At 64.0% G+C, this 21,016-nt stretch carries 18 protein-coding genes and 1 riboswitch; of the genes, 12 read left to right on the top strand and 6 right to left on the bottom strand.

What is annotated here, in order from left to right:
* The first annotated feature begins 162 nt into the window (after positions 1-162).
* A complete protein-coding gene (ligB, locus tag EL191_RS02500) occupies positions 163-1,857 on the top strand; it encodes an NAD-dependent DNA ligase LigB (RefSeq protein ID WP_041976238.1) in 1,695 nt (564 codons plus the stop codon).
* 83 nt (positions 1,858-1,940) lie between these two features.
* Positions 1,941-2,336, top strand: coding sequence for a DUF1090 domain-containing protein (locus EL191_RS02495; RefSeq protein ID WP_013713634.1), 396 nt, complete (start codon positions 1,941-1,943; stop codon positions 2,334-2,336).
* Here the strand turns inward: EL191_RS02495 and EL191_RS02490 are convergent.
* The 3 genes from EL191_RS02490 to EL191_RS02480 all read right to left on the bottom strand — a co-directional run bounded on the left by EL191_RS02490 (position 2,330) and on the right by EL191_RS02480 (position 5,039).
* Positions 2,330-2,779 carry a c-type cytochrome gene (locus EL191_RS02490; RefSeq protein ID WP_017360581.1) on the bottom strand — a complete coding sequence of 150 codons (450 nt, stop codon included), beginning with the start codon at positions 2,777-2,779 and terminating at the stop codon, positions 2,330-2,332. The two genes, EL191_RS02495 and EL191_RS02490, sit on opposite strands and share 7 nt — an antisense overlap.
* Before the next feature lie 111 nt (positions 2,780-2,890).
* Positions 2,891-4,480: a methyl-accepting chemotaxis protein gene (locus EL191_RS02485; protein WP_041976235.1), complete on the bottom strand. Its 1,590-nt coding sequence runs from the start codon at positions 4,478-4,480 to the stop codon at positions 2,891-2,893.
* A gap of 172 nt (positions 4,481-4,652) precedes the next feature.
* Positions 4,653-5,039: an MAPEG family protein gene (locus EL191_RS02480; RefSeq protein ID WP_041976233.1), complete on the bottom strand. Its 387-nt coding sequence runs from the start codon at positions 5,037-5,039 to the stop codon at positions 4,653-4,655.
* A gap of 222 nt (positions 5,040-5,261) precedes the next feature.
* Positions 5,262-5,346: riboswitch (S-adenosyl-L-homocysteine riboswitch) on the top strand.
* A 21-nt stretch (positions 5,347-5,367) separates the two neighbouring features.
* Between EL191_RS02480 and ahcY the strand changes: the two genes are divergently transcribed.
* The 7 genes from ahcY to EL191_RS02445 all read left to right on the top strand — a co-directional run bounded on the left by ahcY (position 5,368) and on the right by EL191_RS02445 (position 15,001).
* Positions 5,368-6,759, top strand: a complete 1,392-nt coding sequence (ahcY, locus tag EL191_RS02475; RefSeq protein WP_041976230.1) for an adenosylhomocysteinase — start codon at positions 5,368-5,370, stop codon at positions 6,757-6,759.
* Positions 6,760-6,849: 90 nt separating this feature from the next.
* Entirely contained in the window at positions 6,850-7,695 is an 846-nt protein-coding gene (metF, locus tag EL191_RS02470; RefSeq protein ID WP_017360584.1) for a methylenetetrahydrofolate reductase [NAD(P)H], read from the top strand.
* A gap of 46 nt (positions 7,696-7,741) precedes the next feature.
* Positions 7,742-9,904 (top strand): outer membrane protein assembly factor BamD, encoded by a 2,163-nt coding sequence (locus EL191_RS02465; RefSeq protein ID WP_041976228.1) that lies wholly within the window; start codon positions 7,742-7,744, stop codon positions 9,902-9,904.
* Positions 9,874-10,638 carry a DUF3142 domain-containing protein gene (locus tag EL191_RS02460; RefSeq protein ID WP_041976226.1) on the top strand — a complete coding sequence of 255 codons (765 nt, stop codon included), beginning with the start codon at positions 9,874-9,876 and terminating at the stop codon, positions 10,636-10,638. Before EL191_RS02465 ends, EL191_RS02460 begins: the two co-directional genes overlap by 31 nt.
* 97 nt (positions 10,639-10,735) lie before the next feature.
* On the top strand, positions 10,736-12,109 hold the full coding sequence (gene ppnN, locus EL191_RS02455; protein WP_013713626.1) for a nucleotide 5'-monophosphate nucleosidase PpnN: 1,374 nt from the start codon (positions 10,736-10,738) through the stop codon (positions 12,107-12,109).
* Between the two features lie 48 nt (positions 12,110-12,157).
* Entirely contained in the window at positions 12,158-12,913 is a 756-nt protein-coding gene (locus EL191_RS02450; protein WP_041976224.1) for a substrate-binding periplasmic protein, read from the top strand.
* Positions 12,914-13,102: 189 nt separating this feature from the next.
* Entirely contained in the window at positions 13,103-15,001 is a 1,899-nt protein-coding gene (locus EL191_RS02445; RefSeq protein WP_041976220.1) for a DEAD/DEAH box helicase, read from the top strand.
* A gap of 123 nt (positions 15,002-15,124) precedes the next feature.
* Here EL191_RS02445 and EL191_RS02440 read toward each other — a convergent pair whose 3' ends face one another.
* A complete protein-coding gene (locus tag EL191_RS02440) occupies positions 15,125-15,700 on the bottom strand; it encodes a YceI family protein (protein ID WP_017360590.1) in 576 nt (191 codons plus the stop codon).
* Positions 15,701-15,760: 60 nt separating this feature from the next.
* Entirely contained in the window at positions 15,761-16,306 is a 546-nt protein-coding gene (locus tag EL191_RS02435) for a cytochrome b (RefSeq protein ID WP_041976218.1), read from the bottom strand.
* 259 nt (positions 16,307-16,565) lie between these two features.
* Here EL191_RS02435 and EL191_RS02430 point away from each other — a divergent pair, with 259 nt between their 5' ends.
* From EL191_RS02430 to EL191_RS02420, 3 genes are all read left to right on the top strand, one after another.
* Positions 16,566-17,969: an adenosylmethionine--8-amino-7-oxononanoate transaminase gene (locus EL191_RS02430; RefSeq protein ID WP_041976216.1), complete on the top strand. Its 1,404-nt coding sequence runs from the start codon at positions 16,566-16,568 to the stop codon at positions 17,967-17,969.
* A gap of 80 nt (positions 17,970-18,049) precedes the next feature.
* A complete protein-coding gene (locus EL191_RS02425) occupies positions 18,050-18,769 on the top strand; it encodes a 16S rRNA (uracil(1498)-N(3))-methyltransferase (protein ID WP_013713620.1) in 720 nt (239 codons plus the stop codon).
* A gap of 211 nt (positions 18,770-18,980) precedes the next feature.
* Positions 18,981-20,462 carry an alanine/glycine:cation symporter family protein gene (locus tag EL191_RS02420; RefSeq protein ID WP_017360593.1) on the top strand — a complete coding sequence of 494 codons (1,482 nt, stop codon included), beginning with the start codon at positions 18,981-18,983 and terminating at the stop codon, positions 20,460-20,462.
* Positions 20,463-20,541: 79 nt separating this feature from the next.
* On the opposite strand, the gene EL191_RS02415 is transcribed toward EL191_RS02420, so the two are convergent.
* Positions 20,542-21,012 carry a chemotaxis protein CheW gene (locus EL191_RS02415; protein WP_013713618.1) on the bottom strand — a complete coding sequence of 157 codons (471 nt, stop codon included), beginning with the start codon at positions 21,010-21,012 and terminating at the stop codon, positions 20,542-20,544.
* Between the last annotated feature and the right edge of the window lie 4 nt (positions 21,013-21,016).

Here is a 21,016-nt window from a genome sequence, read left to right as displayed (position 1 = left end):
ATCCATTTGTTGGGGGTGGAAAAAGGCGCGGCAATCTATCACCCACCCCAAATAGCGACAAGCGAAAGCGAATAGCAACGTGAAGTCGTTGATGCCCGCAATTCGAACACTTGGTACAGGCCTGCTAGGCTGACCAGGTACCTTGAGCAAGGAAGCTCCGTCATGAAACTCATGCTGATGTCGCTGCTACTGCTGCCGCTGACCGTGCTGGCCGAACCCTGCCCGAACTGGGCGGATGCACGTGCAGCCATGGAACTGGGGGCCCTCTCACGGCAGATCGCCGAATGGGACGACGCCTATCACAACCAGGGCCATTCGCTGGTCGCCGATGAAATCTACGATCAGGCACGCGGGCGCCTGCAGGCCTGGCACCAGTGCTTCCCAACAGCACTCGACAACCTGCCGGAACCGCTGGCGGGCAGCACGGGCAAGCTCGCCCACCCGGTTGCACAAACCGGGCTGCGCAAACTGAACGATGCGGCGGTAGCCGAATGGATCGCCAGCCGCAGCGACCTGTGGATTCAGCCCAAGGTCGATGGTGTCGCCGTCACGCTGGTCTATCGCCACGGCGTTCTGCAGCAGGCCGTCAGCCGTGGCGACGGGCGCCATGGGCAGGACTGGACCGCCCGCGCCCGACAACTGCCGGGCGTACCGACACGCCTGCCGGAGCCGCTCGACGCCGTACTGCAGGGCGAGCTTTACTGGCGTCTGGACGAACACGTGCAAAGCCGTGACGGTGGTGCAGGTGCGCGGGGCAAGGTAGCCGGACTGATGGCACGACAAACACTGGACGAGTACGAGGCCGACGCCATCGGCCTGTTCGTCTGGGACTGGCCGGACGGTCCGGCGCAGATGCCCGAGCGCCTGCAGGCCCTGCACAGGCTCGGCTTCAGCGACAGCCTGCAGTACACCCAGGCGCTTCGAAGCCCGGACCAAGCTCGCCTCTGGCGTCAACGCTGGTTCGATCAGCCGCAGCCATTCGCCAGCGACGGCGTGGTACTCCGCCAGGGCACGCGTCCCTCTGGCGAACGCTGGCAAGCCGAGGCGCCACACTGGGCAATTGCCTGGAAATACCCAGCCAGCCAGGCACTGGCCGTGGTACAGGCGGTGCACTTCAGCATCGGCCGCACCGGGCGTATCACGCCGATCCTGCACCTACAGCCGGTCGATCTCGATGAACGCCGCATCAGCCGCGTTGCCCTCGGTTCGCTGCAAAGCTGGGAGAAGCTGGATATACGCCCGGGCGATCAGGTGTCGATACGCCTGGCTGGCCTGACCATTCCGCGTCTCGACCAGGTGATCTGGCGCAGCCCGGAGCGAGCAGTGGTGCACGCTCCCGACCCAGACCAGTACCACGCCCTTAGCTGCTGGCGGCTCAGCGCCGAATGTCGACAACAGTTCCTCGCACGCCTGAACTGGCTCGCCGGCAAGCAGGGTCTGAACCTGAACGGTATCGGGCCAGGCACCTGGAGCACGCTGCTGGCCAGCGAGCAACTGGACGGCCTGCTCGATTGGCTGGAGTTCGACAGCCAGCGACTGCAACAACTGCCCGGCATCGGTCCACGGCGCGCCTCGCAGTTGCAGCAGTCCTTCGCTCAGGCTCAGCAGCGCTCACTGCAGCAATGGCTGCAGGCGCTCGGCGCACCGCCCGACCTGAAGCTCGGTGCGGAGGATGACTGGGCGACCCTGCTGACTCGCAATCGCGCCGAGTGGATGCAGCAGCCCGGCATGAGCCAGAAGAGCGCAGAGCGCCTGCTGGCCTTCTTCAGCCACCCCGAAGTCCAGCGCCTGGGCGAGCGCCTGCAGCGGGCAGGCATCGCCGGCTTCCAGCCCCGGGAACATTCACCACAAGGCTGATGTGGATCAGCCAATCGCTCAAGCCGGTCGAACCTCGCGCTACCACGGGGGTCACTTCGAAAGAGACCTAAAGAGGAAAGATCATGATTCGCCAAACCGCTTTGCTCGGCCTGCTGCTGGCAGCCAACCTGAACGCCACTGCCCTGCTCGCCGCCGACGGCGAAGGTGGCTGTGCCGTCAAACGCCAGGTGCTTCAGGAGAAGATCGAGGCCGCGCAGAAGAGCGGCAACTCAAGAGAACTGGACGGGCTACAGCGAGCTTTGGGCAACGTCGATGCCCACTGCGATGACGCATCGCTGCATGAGGAGCGCCTGGCCAGCGTCAAGGAAGCGCGTGAAGAGGTGCAGCAACGCGAGATGGATCTACGCGAAGCCATGGGCAAGGGCGATCAGGAGAAGATCGCCAAGCGTCAGGCCAGACTGGCCGAGGCTCGCGCCGAACTGGAGCAGGCCGAGGCCGAAGCACGCGCCGATCAGTAAGCGCGGAAAGCCTTATGGCAAGCTTCGCAGCTATCCTCGACGGCCTGCACGGCAGGCTCCAGCTCGGAGCGGCGTAGCGGCGGAGCGGTCGTTGCCTGCACCAATGCAGCAGTGGCCTGCTCCAGGTCACGCGCCATCTTCTGGAACTGCTCCTGGCGCTGCCAGACCTCGGGATTGGCCTTGCTGCGCTCGTCATCCGCCACCGCAGGAAAATGCTGCCAGGGCTCATGCGACAGGCGGTCGAGCTCGGCGGCGCCGCTGATGAACGCGGCTTCATCGTAGGGAATACGATTGCGCAACATGCCACCGAGGTCTTCGCTGACCTTCAACATCTCCTTGAACAATGCCTGGCGCTTGCCCAACGGCGAGTCAGGGTCGACCCCGCCACACGCGACCAATGTCACGCAGACGCAGGTGAGCAGGAGGAGTTTCTTCAGGGCCATCGAGCGACTTCCGGCAGTACAAAGGGCCGTCAGTATCGCGGCTCGACTCGACCGGGCCAAGCGACCTCTTGTCACAACGGCGCAGTTTCGCGCCCCTCGGTCAGCCAGGGTTCAGGTACGGAAACGCCCCAACTGGCTGTTGAGCTGCCGGACCTCGCCCTGGATTTGCGCACTGACCTGCACCACGCTTTCAGTCTCGCCCTGGCTGCGCTCGGCCAGGCTGGAAATGTGCGTCACGCGCTGATCGATCTCCTGCGCCACCTGGCTTTGCTGCTCGGCAGCCGTAGCGATCTGCGCGTTCAGGGCATTGATCCCGTCCACCGCGCCGACGATGGTCTCCAGCGCCTCGCTGGCCTGGAGGATGTGTTTCAGGTTGCCGTCAGCCAGGGTCGCGCTTTGCTGCATTGCCAGTACGGCATCGCGCGCACCGCCCTGGAGCCGCTGGATCATCGCCTGGATTTCGCCAGTCGACTGCTGGGTACGACTGGCCAGGGTGCGCACCTCATCGGCGACCACGGCGAAGCCGCGCCCCGCCTCGCCTGCACGCGCTGCTTCGATGGCCGCGTTGAGCGCCAGCAGGTTGGTCTGTTCGGCAATCCCGGTGATGACCTCGAGCACCTTGCCCACGCCACTGGTTTCGGCCTCCAGGCGCTGCACCTGCTCGCCACTACGTTGCAGTTGCGCCACCAGCTCGGTGATCTGCGCCGCACTGCGTTGCACCACCTGCTTGCCGCTCTGCACGCAGTCATCGGCACTGCGCGCCGATTCCGCGGCGTGGGCCGCATGACGCGCCACCTCGGCAACGGTGGCGCTCATCTCATTCATCGCAGTGGCGACCTGATCGAGATCCTCGTACTGGCGACGCACACCATCGCCCGCCGACTGCGCAGCACCGACCACGCTGCCAACATGCTCGCCAGTGCGCTCACCACTGCGCTTGACCTCGGCCAGCAGACCACGCACCTGTTCCTGCATGCGGTTGTAGCCGGCGAAGATGCGGCCGATCTCGTTGTTGCCGTGCTGACCGTCCAAAGCACGGGTGAAATCGCCGGAGCCGACTCGGGTCAGCGCGCCCTCTACCGCATTGAGATTGTGCATCAGCGGCCGCAAACCGAACTGGCGCCCCAGCACCACCAGCGCCAGAATGCCCAGCACGCAGCCGAACGCCAACCACATCTGGCGCCGCTGGCTACCCTCGGCGTGCGCGGCCATCAGGCCAACCGCCTGGTTCATCTCGCGCAGCAACTCGACCGACTGCTGTTCCAGCGCCTTCAGGTCGACCGCCGTATCCCCCGCGACCACCCGCTGCAGCTGGCTGCGAAAACCCTGCCAAAGCCCGCCGACCTTGTTCATCTGCGCCTGTACATTGGGCTCGGCGATGGCGCTGATATTGCGCGCAGGGTTGCCGCTGAGCAGATCGCGATGCGCCGCATCGAATTGGGTCATGGTGGCTTCGAGCGTCGCCGCCGGCAGTACGCCCTCGCGTAGCAGTAGCGCCTCCTTGGTCATCTTCTGGCTGAGCATGCGCTGGGCACCCGCGACATTGATAGTCTCCGGCGAGACCGACATGCTCAGGTACAGCGCCACCGAAGCGACGACCGCGAGCAGGAACATCAGTGCATAGGAAAACAGGAACTGCTGATTCAGCGTACGCAGGCCGATGGCACTGAGCATGCGGTCGAAGAGGATAGTGATGGACATGGCGGGCTCCCTGGCAGTCGGCGGGACTTCCCGCCCAATGACCGATGGCTAGCAAGAACATGGCCAGCCGACAGCCCCCCGGAAAACCGATCACTCACGGAAAACGCACCAAAATAGCGCAAGCCATCCAGAGCCGGCGCCATTTCAACTCACTGCAGTCACCACGGGTCGGCTATGCAGAAACCACGAAAAGCGCAACGATCAATCCCATCCCGGCGAACCACACCAGCGAACGTACCGGCCCCCAATCAGCCAGGTAGCAGACGAAGTACAGCAGGCGACTGACGATGAACGCTACGGCCAACTGATCGAGCAGAGTCTGCTCGGCGCCACCAGCCTGGTGGGCGATGATCACCGCAGCAGCGAACGCAGGCGTCACCTCGAAGCCATTGAGCTGGGCGTTATTGGCCCGTTTGCGCCAACCCTCCAGGGTGCCCAGGAATGCGCGTGGATCCTGGTTGGCACGCGGCCCGTAGCCGGGGCCGAGGAACTTGGCAGTGGCTGTGCTCAGATAGGGCAGAAGGATGGCGATCAGTACACACCAGTAGGCGAGGGTCATGGAAGCTCCGCAATTTGCTCGAGAAAGTACGCAGCTTGTGCGCTCGTCAGTTCAAGGTCCATGACCCACACGTGGGTATCTGAGCGGCGATCCGGCCAATGCTCCGGCGACAGCTGCCAACCACACGGCATGCAGGCGACGGAAAACCTTGGGCGCGGGCGTTTGGCTCGCTATAATCTGCGAGTTTAACGCGACCGGCACCGCTCCGGTCGCTCCCGCCACCCGGTCGAGGGGCGCTGCAGCAGCCTGAAAGGCTGTCAGGCTCGCCCGGGGCGTTATCCAAACGCATCAACGGCGCCCATTCGCAGACAACGAATGGAGAGCTTTAATGAGCGCTTTCAACGACTACAAGGTCGCCGATATTTCCCTGGCCGATTGGGGCCGCAAGGAACTGACCATCGCCGAATCCGAGATGCCGGCACTGATGGGCCTGCGCCGCAAATACGCCGCCAGCCAGCCGCTCAAGGGCGCGAAGATCCTCGGCTGCATCCACATGACCATCCAGACCGGCGTACTGATCGAGACGCTGACCGCCCTGGGCGCCGAGGTGCGCTGGTCGAGCTGCAACATCTTCTCCACCCAGGATCAGGCCGCTGCAGCCATCGCCGCCGCCGGCATCCCGGTGTTCGCCTGGAAGGGCGAAACCGAGCAGGAGTACGAGTGGTGCATCGAGCAGACCATCCTCAAGGACGGCCAGCCGTGGGACGCCAACATGGTGCTGGACGACGGCGGTGACCTGACCGAGATCCTGCACAAGAAATACCCGCAGATGCTCGAGCGCATCCACGGCATCACCGAAGAAACCACCACCGGCGTGCACCGCCTGCTCGACATGCTCAAGGCCGGCACCCTGAAAGTCCCGGCGATCAACGTCAACGACGCGGTCACCAAGAGCAAGAACGACAACAAGTACGGCTGCCGCCACAGCCTCAACGACGCCATCAAGCGCGGCACCGACCACCTGCTGTCGGGCAAGCAGGCGCTGGTCATCGGCTACGGCGACGTGGGCAAGGGCTCGGCCGCGTCCCTGCGTCAGGAAGGCATGATCGTCAAGGTTTCCGAGATCGACCCGATCTGCGCCATGCAGGCCTGCATGGACGGCTACGAGCTGGTTTCGCCGTACATCGACGGCATCAACGACGGCACCGACGCCTGCATCGACAAGGCGCTGCTGGGCAAGATCGACCTGATCGTCACCACTACCGGCAACGCCAACGTCTGTGATGCCGGCATGCTCAAGGCCCTGAAGAAGCGCGCCGTGGTCTGCAACATCGGTCACTTCGACAACGAGATCGACACCGCCTTCATGCGCAAGAACTGGGCGTGGGAAGAGGTCAAGCCGCAGGTGCACAAGATCCACCGCACCGGCGCCGGTAGCTTCGATCCGGCCAACGACGACTACCTGATCCTGCTGGCCGAAGGCCGCCTGGTGAACCTGGGCAACGCCACCGGCCACCCGAGCCGCATCATGGACGGCTCCTTCGCCAACCAGGTGCTAGCGCAGATCTTCCTGTTCGAGCAGAAGTTCGCCGACCTCTCCGCCGAGAAGAAGGCCGAGCGCCTGACCGTCGAAGTGCTACCCAAGAAGCTGGACGAGGAAGTCGCCCTGGAAATGGTCAAGGGCTTCGGTGGCGTGGTCACCCAGCTGACCAAGCAGCAGGCCGAGTACATCGGCGTCAATGTCGAAGGCCCGTTCAAGCCCGACACCTACCGCTACTGATGCGTAGGGCAGGCAGACCGCCTCGCGGCCTGCCTGCCAAGAACCCCGGTGGGCTGGACCTTCGGCCAGTCCACTCTACGGAATTTTGTTATGTCTCAAGAACGCCGCTACAGCTTCGAGTTCTTCCCCACCAAGACCGAAGCCGGGCATGAAAAACTGATGGACGTGGCGCGCCAGCTGGCAACCTACAAGCCCGATTTCTTCTCCTGCACCTATGGCGCTGGCGGTTCGACCCGTGACCGCACCCTCAACACCGTGCTGCAACTCGATGGCGAAGTGAAGGTGCCCACCGCACCGCACCTGTCCTGCGTCGGCGACAGCAAGGCCGAGCTGCGCGAACTGCTGAACCTGTACAAGAATGCCGGCATCAAGCGCATCGTCGCCCTTCGCGGCGACCTGCCTTCGGGCATGGGCATGGCGAGCGGCGAGCTGCGCTACGCCAACGAGCTGGTCGAGTTCATCCGCAGCGAAACCGGTGATCACTTCCACATCGAGGTAGCCGCCTACCCGGAGATGCATCCGCAGGCACGCAACTTCGAGAGCGACATCGCCAACTTCGTGCGCAAGGCCAAGGCCGGTGCCGACAGCGCCATCACCCAGTACTTCTTCAACGCCGACAGCTACTTCTACTTCGTCGAGCGCGTGCGCAAGCTGGGTGTGGATATACCGGTGGTGCCGGGCATCATGCCGATCACCAACTACAGCAAGCTGGCGCGTTTCTCCGACGCCTGCGGTGCCGAGATCCCGCGCTGGGTGCGCAAGCAGCTGGAAGCCTACGGCGACGACAGCGACAGCATTCGCGCCTTCGGCGAGCAGGTGATTACCGAGATGTGCGAACGCCTGCTGCAAGGCGGCGCGCCGGGCCTGCACTTCTACAGCATGAACCTGGCCGGCCCCAGCCTGGCCATCTGGAACAACCTCGACCTCAAACGTTGACGGGCAGGGAGCCGCCCAACGGCTCCCGCGCTCAAGGATGAGCCCTATGACAATCAAGCGCCTCTTCCCCTTCGCCTTGCTCGCTGGCCTGCACGCGCCCGCGGTACTGGCCAGCTCGGACATGACCTGCACACCGAGCTGGAAGCTGATTTCCGACCAGCTTTCGGGGTGCAACAACCTGGCCTTCCTCAGCCCCGGCAACGACAGCCGCGTCAACCTGCAACTGCTGCTAGACGACGCCGGGCACCTGAAGCTGACGCGCGAACCGCTGGCACTCGAAGGCTACGAATACGGCTACGGCCTGGTGCCCTTCAGCCTCGGCATGCTCGACCCGAGCCGCGCTGGTAGCGAAGCAGCCGAGAGGGACGAGCAAACTGCCGATCCGGACGTGGCGTACCTGACCCAGGCCCTGCAGCGCCTGGGCATCGACAGCGACGCAGGTGCTTTCGCCGTGCACCATTTCGCCGAAGGCGAGGGCAACCGCTGCCGCAGCAATGACCTGCAGGCCATGCGCGGCTTCGTCGATGCGCTCAGCGCCACGTCTGAGCTGGCCTCGAGCGAGGCACAGGCGCTGGCCCGTTCGCGGCGCAGCCTGCTAAGCCTGTGCGGCGAGGGCGATCCGCAAACGCAGGACATCCTGCCGCAGGCGGAGCAACTGCAGTCGCCCGCCGCCCAGGCCTTCCGGGACTACCTGCGCGGCGCCGACGCGTTCTATCGCGGCGACTTCGATCAGGCGCGTGAACGTTTCGCCGAACTCGCACACAGCGAGCAGCCCTGGCTGAGCGAAACCGCCCAGTACCTGCTCGGCCGTGTCGCGCTGAACCAGGCGCAGCTCAATGCCTTCGATGAGTACGGTTTCTTCAGCCCCGAGCAGGTCGATAAAACCAACCTCGACGCCAGCGCGAAGGCCTTCGAACAGTATCTGAATAACTATCCACAGGGGCTCTACAGCGACTCGGCGCGCGGCCTGCAGCGCCGCGTGTACTGGCTTGCCGGTGACACCCGGCGATTCGCCGAGGCCTTTGCCCGGCAATTCGAGCGTGGCGCGCAGCAGATCGACATGCCTGCGCTGATCGAGGAACTGGACGGCAAGCTGTTGCCCAGCCTCGCCCCGGATGCCATCGATGACCCGCTGCTGCTGGCCATGGTCGACCTGATCCAGCTGCGCGACCCCGGCGCCAATAGCGAGCCGCGTCTCTCCCTCGAACAACTGCAGGCGCAGCAACCGCGCTTCGCCAGCCAGCCCGGCTTGCACGCCTACCTGGTCGCTGCCTGGCACTTCTACCGCGGCGACGATGCCGAGCAGACTCTCGCCGCCCTGCCGGATACCGGTGCTGGGCCACTGAACGCTCTCGCCTTCAGCCAGGAAACGCTGCGCGGCCTGGCATTGGAAGCCAAGGGCGAGACGACCAAGGCACTGCAGCACTGGCAGGCGCTACTGGCACGCAGCCAAGACCCGCTGCAGCAGGCCCAACTGCAATTGGCACTGGCCTTGAACTACGAGCGTAGTGGCGAACTGGAGAAAGTGTTCGCCGCCGATTCGCCGATCACCACCGCGCCGATCCGCGAACGCCTGCTGGCCTATGGCGCCGGCCCCGAGCTGCTGCGCCAGCAAGCTGGTGACGCACAGGCGCCTGCAAGCGAGCGCGCAACTGCGCTGTATACCCTGCTCTACCGTGACCTGGATTACGGCCGCTACGCCGACTTTCTCAGCGATTTCGCGCAATTCCCGTCCAAGCCCGCACAGCCTGGGCAGCGTCTCGATCCAGGCGTATTTGCCTGGAGCGGCGACAGCGATGCCGGCTATGCATGCCCGAGCCTGACCAATATTGCCGAGCGCCTCGCCGCCAATGCCGAGGACGCGCAGGGCACGCTGTGCCTGGGCGACTTCATCCGCGTCCATGGCCTCGACGAGCACTGGTTGAACCGCCCACCGGCCGTCGGCGAGCTGGGCAGTGCGCCGAGCCTGTTCCAGGGCAGCTCCTTTTCCCGCCTGGCCGGCTACCAGAGACTGCTGGCCACGCCGCAGGTCAGCCGCGAAGACAAGGCCTACGCCCTGTTCCGCGCAATCAACTGCTACGCCCCCAGCGGCTACAACAGCTGTGACCGCCAGGACATCAGCAAGGATCAGCGCAAGCAGTGGTTCCAGACCCTCAAGCGTAGCTACGCGGACACCCAGTGGGCACAGCGACTCAAGTACTACTGGTAGGCCTGCTCCTGCTGGCAGCCGGCCTGCCAGTGCAGGCCGCGCGCGTCGACGCCAGCCAGCATCAGGCGTTCTGGCTGTGGGCCGGCGTAACGCCGCAGCCGGTACTGGCCCAGGCCAGCACCCTGTACGTGCTGCAAGGACAGATCGACGGCCCGCGCCGCGCCGGCGACCCACCGGCGCGCATGCAGGCACAGAACCCGGCCACGCCCAGGCTGTCGAAGGACATCGAGCTCTGGGTGGTGTATCGCGCACATACCCTGGACTGGAACGAGGAAGTGTTCGCCCTGCTGCTGAGCCAATTGCAGCGCTGGCAGCGTTCCGGCAACCGGGTCAGCGGGGTGCAGATCGACTTCGATGCGCAAACGCTGCGCCTGGATCGCTACGCCGCCTTCCTCGAAGACCTGCGCCAGCGCCTGCCGCAGCAGTACCGCCTAAGCATCACCGGCCTGCTCGACTGGGCCGGCAACGCCGACCCGGCGGCGCTGAACCGCCTCGCCGGAGTGGTCGATGAAGTGGTCATGCAGACCTACCAGGGCCGCCATAGCATCGTCGGCTACCAGCGCTACCTGCCGAGCATCGCGCGGCTGCAGTTGCCGTTTCGCATCGGCCTGATACAAAACGGCGAATGGCAGGCACCGGATTACCTGCAAAGCAGTCCCTGGTTCCGCGGCTATGTGGTATTTCTGCTGAACCCGAGCGAACCCGCAACCGACACACCAGCCACCAGGCACTGAACGCCCGATACCGACAACCGCAACACCCACTGCAACAACCTATTCGAACGCCTCCGCGCCAACCTTCGGCGCAAGCTTGCCACCAGGACCACATTTCATGCTCAAACGCGCCACGATCAACGCCTCCGTCAGCCCCAAGGGCAGCCTGGAAACCCTCTCCCAGCGCGAAGTGCAGCAACTGCGCGAAACCGGCTCGGGCAGCGTCTACCGCCTGTTCCGCCAGTGTGCCCTGGCGATCCTCAATACCGGTTCGCACAGCGACAATGCCAAGACCATCCTCGAGGCCTATCCGGACTTCGAAGTGAAGATTCACCAGCAGGATCGCGGCATCCGCCTGGAACTGATCAACGCACCAGCCGACGCTTTCGTCGACGGCGAGATGATCGCCAGCACCCGCGAGATGCTGTTCAGCGCCCTGCGCGACATCGTCTACACGCAGAGCGAGCTGGAGAACAAACGTATCGACCTGGATAGCTCAGAAGGCATCACCGACTACGTCTTCCACCTGCTGCGCAACGCCCACACCCTGCGCAGCGGCGTAGAGCCGAAGATGGTGGTGTGCTGGGGCGGCCACTCGATCAGCACCGAGGAATACAAGTACACCAAGAAGGTCGGCCACGAGCTGGGCCTGCGCGGCCTGGACATCTGCACCGGCTGCGGACCGGGCGTAATGAAGGGGCCGATGAAGGGCGCCACCATCAGCCACGCCAAGCAGCGTAACCTCACTGGCCGCTATTTGGGCCTGACCGAACCGGGGATCATCGCCGCCGAAGCGCCGAACCCGATCGTCAACGAGCTGGTGATCCTGCCGGACATCGAGAAGCGCCTGGAAGCCTTCGTCCGCGTCGGCCACGGCATCATCATCTTCCCGGGTGGCGCCGGTACTGCCGAGGAGTTCCTCTACCTGCTGGGTATCCTCACCCACCCGGACAACCAGGACCTGCCCTTCCCGGTCATCCTTACCGGCCCGAAGAGTGCTGGCCCGTACCTGCAGCAGTTGCACGACTTCATCGGCGCCACCCTGGGCGAGGCGGCGCAGCAGCGCTACCGCATGATCGTCAACGACCCGGCCGAAGTAGCCCGCGAAATGGCCGTAGGCATCAAGGCCGTGCGTCAGTTCCGCCGCGAGCGCAACGATGCCTTCCACTTCAACTGGCTGCTGAAGATCGACGAGAGCTTCCAGCACCCGTTCGAGCCGACCCATGAAGCCATGGCCAGCCTCAACCTCACCCGCGAGCAGCCCCTGCATCAACTGGCCGCCAACTTGCGCCGTGCCTTCTCCGGCATCGTCGCCGGCAACGTCAAGGAGAACGGCATTCGCCTGATCGAGGAACACGGCCCCTACGAGATCCGTGGCGAAACCACCATCATGCGTCCGCTGGATCGCCTGCTGCAGGCCTTCGTCGAGCAGCACCGCATGAAGTTGCCGGGCGGCAGCGCCTACGAGCCTTGCTACCGCGTTGTGGACTGAGCGATGACCGGGCTTTCGAGGCTGGGTCAAAATCGCTAACCTGCCGCGATGCCGTCAATCCAGCGCGTTATCGCCACACTACTGCTGTGCTGCCTCACCTTTGCCGTTCGCGGCGAGACGCTGCGCCTGGTCACGGATGCCTGGGCGCCCTACGTCTACGAAGAAGACGGCCAGGCCACCGGCCTCGATTATGAAATAACCCGCGAGATCCTGCGCCGCCTGGGCATGCAACTGGAGTTGCAGTTCATGCCCTGGAAGCGCTGCCTGCTGTCGCTGGAACAGGGACATACCGACGGTATTCTGGACATCTTCCACCTGCCCGAACGCGAAGCGCAGATGCTCTTCGTCGAGGAGCCTCTGAGCGACGTCGAGTTCGTGCTATTCCATGCACGTAACCGTCCTTATCCTTATGAACGCCTGGAGGACCTGCGCGGACGGGTGATCGGCATCTCGCCCGGGTACTGGTACAACGATGCAACCTTCCGCACCTCGACGTTGTTCCGCCGCGAGGAGGCCCCGACTCACGAAGCCAATCTGGGCAAGCTGATTCGCCATCGCGTCGATCTTGTGGTCAACGACCGCCGCGCGGGGCTCTACCTCAGCGCGCAACTGGGCCTGCAGGAGCAGGTCGGCTACAACCGCAAGGCCGTTGGCCATGACCGCATGTACCTGGTGCTGCGCCACGACCCCAGGCTGGCGCGCCTGGCCAAGGACTTCGCGGACGAACTGCGGCGCTTCAAGCGCGAGCCAGCCTACGCCGAATTGCAGCAGCGCTACGCCAACCCCGAGCCGCTCAAGCCGTGAACCAACCGACAGGCTGGTAGCTGCGTATGCCACAAGCTCTGTTATACTCGGGACTTCCCGCCAGGCTTGCGCCCGGATGCTAGCTCTCTGAAGCCAGCAGTACCGGACGGGATCACGCGCCCCACGCATGATTCAAGCCAGGCAATATCACCCCATAGGGCCACGCCCTCACTACGTACAGGATTGCCCATGTCCTTTGCTTCCCTCGGTCTCTCCGAGGCTCTAGTCCGTGCGATCGAATCCGCCGGCTACACCCAGCCCACTCCGGTGCAACAGCGGGCCATTCCCGCCGTGTTGCAAGGTCGCGACCTCATGGTGGCGGCGCAGACGGGCACGGGCAAGACCGCAGGTTTCGCCCTGCCGATTCTCGAGCGTCTGTTCCCCGCCGGTCACCCGGACCGTGAACAGCGCCACGGCCCGAAACAACCGCGCGTGCTGGTGCTGACCCCCACCCGCGAGCTGGCCGCCCAGGTCCACGACAGCTTCAAGATCTACGCACGTGACCTGAAATTCGTCAGCGCCTGCATTTTCGGCGGTGTCGGCATGAACCCGCAGGTTCAGGCACTGGCCAAGGGTGTCGACGTCCTCGTTGCCTGCCCGGGCCGCCTGCTCGACCTGGCAGGCCAGGGCAGCGTCGACCTGTCCCACGTGGAAATCCTGGTGCTGGACGAAGCCGACCGCATGCTCGACATGGGTTTCATCCATGACGTGAAGAAGGTCCTGGCCCGCCTGCCGGCGCAGCGCCAGAACCTGCTGTTCTCGGCGACTTTCTCCAAGGACATCACCGACCTGGCCGGCAAGCTGCTGCACAACCCCGAGCGCATCGAGGTCACCCCGCCGAACACCACGGTCGAGCGCATCGAACAGCGTGTATTCCGCCTGGCGGCCAGCCACAAGCGTGCCCTCCTCGCCCACCTGATCACTCAGGGTGCCTGGGAACAGGTGCTGGTCTTTACCCGCACCAAGCACGGTGCCAACCGCCTGGCCGAATACCTCGACAAGCACGGCCTGCCGGCTGCCGCGATTCACGGCAACAAGAGCCAGAACGCGCGCACCAAAGCACTGGCCGACTTCAAGGCGAACAAGGTACGTATCCTGGTTGCCACCGACATCGCTGCCCGTGGCCTGGACATCGACCAACTGCCGCACGTGGTCAACTTCGAGCTGCCCAACGTCGAGGAAGACTACGTCCACCGTATCGGCCGTACCGGCCGCGCCGGGCGTAGCGGTGAGGCCATTTCGCTGGTCGCCCCGGACGAAGAGAAGCTGCTGAAAAGCATCGAGCGCATGACCAAGCAGAAGATCCCCGATGGCGATCTGATGGGCTTCGATGCCAGCGCCGTTGAAGCGGAGCGCCCGGAAGTGCGTGAGCCGCGCCAACCGCGTAATGCAGGCCAGCAGAAGAAGCAGAAGGCCGAAGGCGGCGACAAGCCCAAGGGCGAGCGCCACAGCGGTGGCCGCAAGGATAAGGGTAAGGACGGCGGCAAGGAACAGAAGGCCAAGCCGCAACAAGCCCAGAACCGCAGAGGCCAAGGCCCGCGTAGCGGCGGCCAGGGCCAGGCTGTGGCAGCCATCCCGGCGCTGCCGCCGGATCGTGATCCGGAAGAATTCCTCGACGACGAGATCGACAACTTCGGCAACCGTGTCGACTACGTCAGCCCGAACCAGAACAAGCAGCAGGGTCGTGGTCGACGCTCCGGTGGTGCACCAGCCAATGGCGCTGCACAGGGTCAACCACGCCAGAACGGCAAAGGGCCGCGCAACAACAATAACGGCGGCAGTAATGGCGCGGGCAAGAACCGTCGCCAGGGTGGCGGTCAGGCCGGCCAAGGTGGTCAGGGCCGTAACGGCGGCAATCGTGGCCGCGGTCGCCCTGCCAGTGACGGCCGGATCACCTCGCTCGACCGCGACGAGCTGCCACGTTCCGATGCGGCCGTGCGCAACCCACGTGAAAAGCAGCCGATCATCATGCACAAGGGCTCGCGCCTGGATCGCTTCCCCACTGCCGAGCAACTCGACGAACTGAGCAACAACTCTCGCCCGCGCGGCGAGAAACCGGCCCTGCTGACGCGCAACCGCGACGAGTAAGCTGCCACGCAAACAAAAACGCCACCCCATGGGTGGCGTTCTTGTTTAGGGGGAGAGGCCAGTGGAGAACCAACCCTCTCCCGCCCTTCGGGCAAATCAGCTGGCCGCTAGCGGCCGCTTCCTTTACTGACGAATACCTTCGACCGAGATGATCAGCTCGACGGTTTCCGAAGCCGGGCCGAGGTCCATGGCGATATCGAAGTCTTTCAGTTTCAGGGTGGTGGTGCCTTCGAAGCCGGCGCGGTAGCCACCCCACGGGTCCTTACCTTCGCCGATGAACTTGGCCGCGATGACGACCGGCTTGGTCACGCCGTTCAGGGTCAGGTTACCGGTAATGTCAGCGGTGCCTTCGCCAGTGGACTTGACCGAGGTGGACTCGAAGGTCGCGGTGTCGTGCTTGCTCGCATTGAGGAAGTCGGCGCTACGGATGTGCTTGTCACGCTCGGCGTGGTTGGTGTCGACGCTGGCGGTCTTCAGGGTCACGCTGACCTTGCTTTCTTCGGGCTTGGCAGCGTCGAAGCTGAACTTGCCGTCGAAATCCTTGAAGGTGCCATACAGCCAGCTGTAACCCAGGTGGCTGATCTTGAAGTTGACGAAAGCGTGCTGGCCTTGCTTGTCGATGACGTAGTCGGCCGCCATGGCCTGACCGCCGATCAGAGCGGAGCCCAGAACCAGTGCAGCGAGGGCGTTCTTCAACATGGGGTGTTCTCCTTGCGAGGTTGTCGATCTATGTGGGCCTTGGCCCGGTTATGAAATGCTTCAGCGCCCGAACATCCGCAGCAGGGTGCTGTCGCGGTCGATGAAATGATGCTTGAGTGCAGCCAGACCATGCAGGGCGGCGAAGATCACCAGGCCCCAGGCCAGGTATTCGTGGATGGCGCCGGCAATGTCTTCCTGTTGCGGGATGCCGCTCAGGGTGGCCGGCACGCTGAACAGCCCGAATACCTCGATGCCACGACCATCGGCGGTAGAGATCAGGTAGCCGGAGATCATCACGCCGAACAGGCCGAGATAGAGCACGCCATGCCCCAGCTTGGAGGCCAGGCGAGTGAGCTGACCGTGACTGGCCAGAGCAGCCGGCGCCGGATTGAGCAGGCGCCACAGCACACGCAGCAGCATGACGGCGAACAGCAGGATGCCGATGCTCTTGTGCAGGTCGGGCGCACTCTGCCGCCACGGGTCGTAATAGCTAAGCCCCACCATCCAGAAGCCAAGGCCGAACAGGCCGAATACGGCCAATGCGACCAGCCAGTGCAGCAGCACGCTGACCAGACCATAACGAGCAGAGGTGTTGCGCCATTGCATGGGGGTTTTCCTAATTCAGATTCCGAGCAAGACTAACGGCAAATATATCGATTTAAAGCGGAATTTTTCGCTATGAAACATCGAGAAATGCGATATCTCCTCCTAGCCATTCGTCACAGTCGACCCGCTTAGTAGCAACCCCTGGCACAAAGTTCGTCAGCAATGGCATCGGCGGTACAGGAGGCCGGACCGACGGCCGCTGCCACGCCTGCGCTGCGGCTTCTGGTAGGCTGTGCCGCCGAACATTGGGAGATAGCTCATGAGCCTGAACGATCACTGGATGCAACGCGATCTCGACGTGTTGTGGCACCCCTGCACCCAGATGAAGGATCACGAGCGCCTGCCCCTGGTGGCAATTCGCAAGGCCTCCGGTGTGTGGCTGGAAGACTTCGAAGGCAAGCGCTACCTGGATGCGGTCAGCTCCTGGTGGGTGAACGTCTTCGGCCATGCCAACCCGCGCATCAATGCACGCATCCGCGAGCAGTTGGAAAGCCTCGAACATGTGATGCTGGCTGGCTTCACCCATCAGCCGGTGATCGAGCTGTCCGAACGTCTGGTGCAGATCACCCCGGCAGGCCTGAACAAGGTGTTCTATGCCGACAACGGCTCCTCGGGCATCGAGGTGGCGCTGAAGATGAGCTTCCACTACTGGCTCAACAACGGCCAGGCCGGCAAGAAGCGCTTCGTCACCCTGAGCAACAGTTATCACGGCGAAACCGTGGCGGCGATGTCGGTGGGCGACGTGTCGCTGTTCACCGATACCTACAAGGCGCTGCTACTCGACACGATCAAGGTGCCCAGCCCGGACTGCTACCTGCGCCCACAGGGCATGAGCTGGGAGGAACACTCGCGCGTCATGTTCGCCCATATGGAGCAGACGCTGGCCGAGCATCACCACGAAATCGCCGCAGTGATCGTCGAGCCGCTGATCCAAGGCGCCGGCGGCATGCGCATGTACCACCCGATCTACCTCAAGCTTTTGCGCGCGGCCTGCGACCGCTACGGCGTGCACCTGATCCACGACGAGATTGCCGTCGGCTTCGGCCGCACCGGCACGATGTTCGCCTGCGAGCAGGCCGGCATCACTCCAGACTTCCTGGTTCTGTCCAAGGCGCTGACCGGCGGCTACCTGCCGATGGCGGCGGTGCTGACCACCGATGAGGTCTATGGCGCTTTCTATGACGACTACGCCACCTTGCGCGCCTTCCTGCACTCGCACACCTACACCGGCAACCCGCTGGCCTGCGCCGCTGCACTGGCGACGCTGGACATCTTCCGCGATGACGATGTGATCGAACGCAACAAGGCTCTCGCTACACGCATGGCCAGCGCCACGGCGCACCTGGCCGTCCACCCGCACATCGCCGAAATTCGCCAGACCGGCATGGCCCTGGCCATCGAGATGGTCGCCGACAAGACAAGCAAGACCGCCTACCCCTGGCAGCAGCGACGCGGCCTGGCGGTTTATCAGCACGCGTTGTCGCGTGGCGCGCTGCTGCGCCCACTGGGCAGTGTGGTGTACTTCCTGCCGCCTTACGTGATCACGCCGGAGGAGATCGATTTCCTCGCCGAGGTGGCCAGTGAAGGCATCGATATCGCCACCCGAGAGTCGGTCAGCGTGGCGGTAGACAATCGTTATCCCGACCATCGCGATCCGGGCTGAAGCGGCCACAGGCTTCAGGCCGCAAGCTGCAGGCGGTAGACTGCGCGCCTAAAGCCTGCCGCCTGTAGCCTGAAGCCCCTATGCGCCTATCCCGTTTCTTCATCGACGCTCCACTTTCCCTTGGTCAGCACGAACTGCCCGAGGCCCAGGCCCACTACATCGGTCGTGTGCTGCGCCACGCGGTGGGCGATGCCGTGCAGCTGTTCGACGGCAGCGGCCAGGAGTACCTCGGCGAGCTGATCGAGGTGGGCAAGAAGAGCGTGCGCGTCGAGCTGCGCGAATCTATCGCCGGCCTGGCCGAGTCGCCGCTGCGCATTCATCTGGGTCAGGGCCTGTCGCGCGGCGAGCGCATGGACTGGGCGATCCAGAAGGCCACCGAGCTCGGCGCCAGCGAAATCACTCCGATCGTCTCGACACGCTGCGAGGTGCGCCTGAAAGACGAGCGCGCCGACAAGCGCATGGCGCACTGGCGCCAGGTGGCGATCAGCGCCTGCGAGCAGTGCGGTCGCTCGGTGCTGCCGCTGATCCATGCGCCGCTGGAACTGGACGCCTGGCTGCAGCAGATCGAAGCCGACCTGAAGCTGGTGCTGCACCCGGTCGCCGAGCCCTGGGTCGGCCATGCCCCGCCACGCGCCCTGGCTTTTTTGATCGGCCCGGAAGGTGGTCTGAGCGATGCTGAAGTCGATCAGGCTAAGGGGGCCGGCTTCCACGCCGCACGCCTCGGACCTCGCGTTTTGCGCACGGAAACGGCGCCAGTAGTGGCCCTGAGTGTCGCTCAGCAGTTGTGGGGCGACCTGTAAGCGCAAAATGTCGCCTTGACGTAACAAATTGTGACCTCAAGAGATTGCAAGACCAGCAGTCTTTGTCATGCTCTGCGCGCCGCACGCGCGACCTGCTCACCAGCAACCCGCGCGCGGCCGAGGCCGGCGCCCCGCAGCGTCGTTCTCTTCCAATAACAAACAACGGGCCTCGGCCCCGCCCAAAAGGCGGCCGCATGCCCAGGAGCATTGCATGAACGAACTGGTCTCGACCCTAAACGGTCTGGTCTGGAGCCCGGCGCTGATCTATCTATGTCTCGGCGTTGGTCTCTACTTCTCCCTCCGCGGACGCTTCCTCCAGGTTCGCCACTTCAAAGAAATGATTCGCCTGATGTTCACCGGCAAGACCGATGAACATGGCATCACCTCCTTCCAAGCCCTGACCATGACCCTCGCCGGTCGCGTCGGTACCGGCAACATCGCTGGTGTGGCCACCGCGATCACCTTCGGTGGTCCGGGTGCCGTGTTCTGGATGTGGATGGTGGCTTTCCTCGGCGCCAGCTCGGCGTTCGTCGAGTCCACCCTCGGCCAGGTGTACAAGGAAAAGCTCAACGGTGAATACCGTGGTGGCCCAGCCTTCTACATCGAGCGTGGCCTGGGTCTGAAGTGGTACGCCTGGCTGTTCGCCATCGTTACCGTATTCGCCTGCGGCCTGCTGCTGCCGGGCGTACAGGCCAACTCCATTGCCTCCAGTGCGCAAACCGCTTTCGGCATTGACCCTAATGTGACCGCAGCTGCACTGGCGGTACTGATCGGTCTGATCATCTTCGGTGGCGTCAAACGTATCGCCCACTTCACCCAGGTAGTCGTGCCGTTCATGGCGCTGGGCTACATCCTGGTGGCGCTGGTGATCATCCTGCTGAACATCAGCCAACTGCCGGACGTCATCGCTCTGATCTTCAAGAGCGCCTTCGGCCTTGAAGCTGGCTTCGGCGCGATCGTCGGCATGGCCATCCAGTGGGGCGTCAAGCGTGGCGTGTACTCCAACGAAGCCGGCCAGGGCACTGGCCCGCACGCCTCGTCCGCCGCTGCTGTCAGCCACCCGGCCAAGCAGGGTCTGGTACAGGGCTTCTCGGTTTACGTCGACACCCTGTTCGTCTGCTCCGCCACCGCGTTCATGCTGCTGATCACCGGTCAGTACAACGTCCAGGCGCCTGATGGCAGCGCGATCTTCACCGGCATTGCCGGCGTCGCCGCAGGCCCGGGCTACGTGCAGACCGCGATGGAGAACATGATGCCCGGCTTCGGCAACGCCTTCGTCGCCATCGCCCTGTTCTTCTTCGCCTTCACCACCATCCTGGCGTACTACTACATCGCCGAAACCAACATTGCCTACATCAACCGCAAGGTGAATCGCCCCATTCTCACCCTGCTGCTGAAGTTCGGCATCATCGCGGCTACCGTCTACGGCACCGTGCACACTGCCACCTTCGCCTGGGATCTGGGTGACCTCGGTGTGGGCCTGATGGCCTGGCTGAACATCATCGCCATCCTGCTCATGCACAAGGTCGCCTACAAGTGCCTGAAGGACTACGAGCAGCAGCAGGACGAAGGCAAGGACCCGGTCTTCCACCCGGAGAAGCTCGGCATCAAGAATGCCGACTACTGGGGTAGCAGCACCTCGGAAGAAAACCTCACTGCAGAGAAGGCCGAAGCGCAGCAACCGCAGCGCTGATCAGCTAACGGCAGTAACGAAAAAGCCCCGGCCAGTGCCGGGGCTTTTTCATGGGCGCTCGCCTGAGCGCCTGGTGACTTCAGATCAGGCCGGCATCGGCGAGCAGTTGCTCCAGGGCAGCCAGGTCAGGAATACGCACCACATCGTCACCGACGCGCGCAGCCCCTAGTTCCAGCGGTGCCAGTTCGACATCCGCCGCCGCCAGGTCGGAGCCAACCTTCAGCGAACGTGGAATGCCCTGCACCAGCAGGGCGATAAACTTGACCTTGGGCCGACCACCCAGGGCGTTGATCACTGCCACGCGGGCACCGCTGGCGACCTGTGCCTGGCCACCGCTGGCGGCCTCGAAGGACAGCAGCGGTAAACGCAGATCACGCCAGGCGATCTGGCCGAGAAACCACTCGGGCGTACCTTCGCTGACCTGGGGCGCGCGATAGGGGATCAGTTCGGCCACCGCCACGTTGGGCAGTAACAGGGTGCGGTCGACCAGGGGTACCAGCAGCCCGGTGAGACCGGCGGCGCTGTTCTGGGTAGCGACGGCTTGGCTCATTGAA

The organism is Pseudomonas mendocina, from assembly GCF_900636545.1.
Taxonomy (GTDB): domain Bacteria; phylum Pseudomonadota; class Gammaproteobacteria; order Pseudomonadales; family Pseudomonadaceae; genus Aquipseudomonas; species Aquipseudomonas mendocina.
The sequence above is the reverse complement of the archived record's forward strand: the minus strand, read 5'-3'. Positions and strand labels throughout refer to the sequence as shown.

Bases quoted from the DNA above. Each gene is read 5' to 3' on its own strand.
- EL191_RS02485 (WP_041976235.1), bottom strand. From the start codon at position 4,480: ATGTCCATCACTATCCTCTTCGACCGCATGCTCAGTGCCATCGGCCTG.
- metF (WP_017360584.1), top strand. From the start codon at position 6,850: ATGTCTCAAGAACGCCGCTACAGCTTCGAGTTCTTCCCCACCAAGACC.
- EL191_RS02440 (WP_017360590.1), bottom strand. From the start codon at position 15,700: ATGTTGAAGAACGCCCTCGCTGCACTGGTTCTGGGCTCCGCTCTGATC.
- EL191_RS02490 (WP_017360581.1), bottom strand. From the start codon at position 2,779: ATGGCCCTGAAGAAACTCCTCCTGCTCACCTGCGTCTGCGTGACATTG.
- ppnN (WP_013713626.1), top strand. From the start codon at position 10,736: ATGCTCAAACGCGCCACGATCAACGCCTCCGTCAGCCCCAAGGGCAGC.
- EL191_RS02430 (WP_041976216.1), top strand. From the start codon at position 16,566: ATGAGCCTGAACGATCACTGGATGCAACGCGATCTCGACGTGTTGTGG.
- EL191_RS02450 (WP_041976224.1), top strand. From the start codon at position 12,158: ATGCCGTCAATCCAGCGCGTTATCGCCACACTACTGCTGTGCTGCCTC.
- EL191_RS02435 (WP_041976218.1), bottom strand. From the start codon at position 16,306: ATGCAATGGCGCAACACCTCTGCTCGTTATGGTCTGGTCAGCGTGCTG.
- EL191_RS02415 (WP_013713618.1), bottom strand. From the start codon at position 21,012: ATGAGCCAAGCCGTCGCTACCCAGAACAGCGCCGCCGGTCTCACCGGG.
- ahcY (WP_041976230.1), top strand. From the start codon at position 5,368: ATGAGCGCTTTCAACGACTACAAGGTCGCCGATATTTCCCTGGCCGAT.
- EL191_RS02420 (WP_017360593.1), top strand. From the start codon at position 18,981: ATGAACGAACTGGTCTCGACCCTAAACGGTCTGGTCTGGAGCCCGGCG.
- EL191_RS02445 (WP_041976220.1), top strand. From the start codon at position 13,103: ATGTCCTTTGCTTCCCTCGGTCTCTCCGAGGCTCTAGTCCGTGCGATC.
- EL191_RS02495 (WP_013713634.1), top strand. From the start codon at position 1,941: ATGATTCGCCAAACCGCTTTGCTCGGCCTGCTGCTGGCAGCCAACCTG.
- EL191_RS02425 (WP_013713620.1), top strand. From the start codon at position 18,050: ATGCGCCTATCCCGTTTCTTCATCGACGCTCCACTTTCCCTTGGTCAG.
- EL191_RS02480 (WP_041976233.1), bottom strand. From the start codon at position 5,039: ATGACCCTCGCCTACTGGTGTGTACTGATCGCCATCCTTCTGCCCTAT.
- ligB (WP_041976238.1), top strand. From the start codon at position 163: ATGAAACTCATGCTGATGTCGCTGCTACTGCTGCCGCTGACCGTGCTG.
- EL191_RS02465 (WP_041976228.1), top strand. From the start codon at position 7,742: ATGACAATCAAGCGCCTCTTCCCCTTCGCCTTGCTCGCTGGCCTGCAC.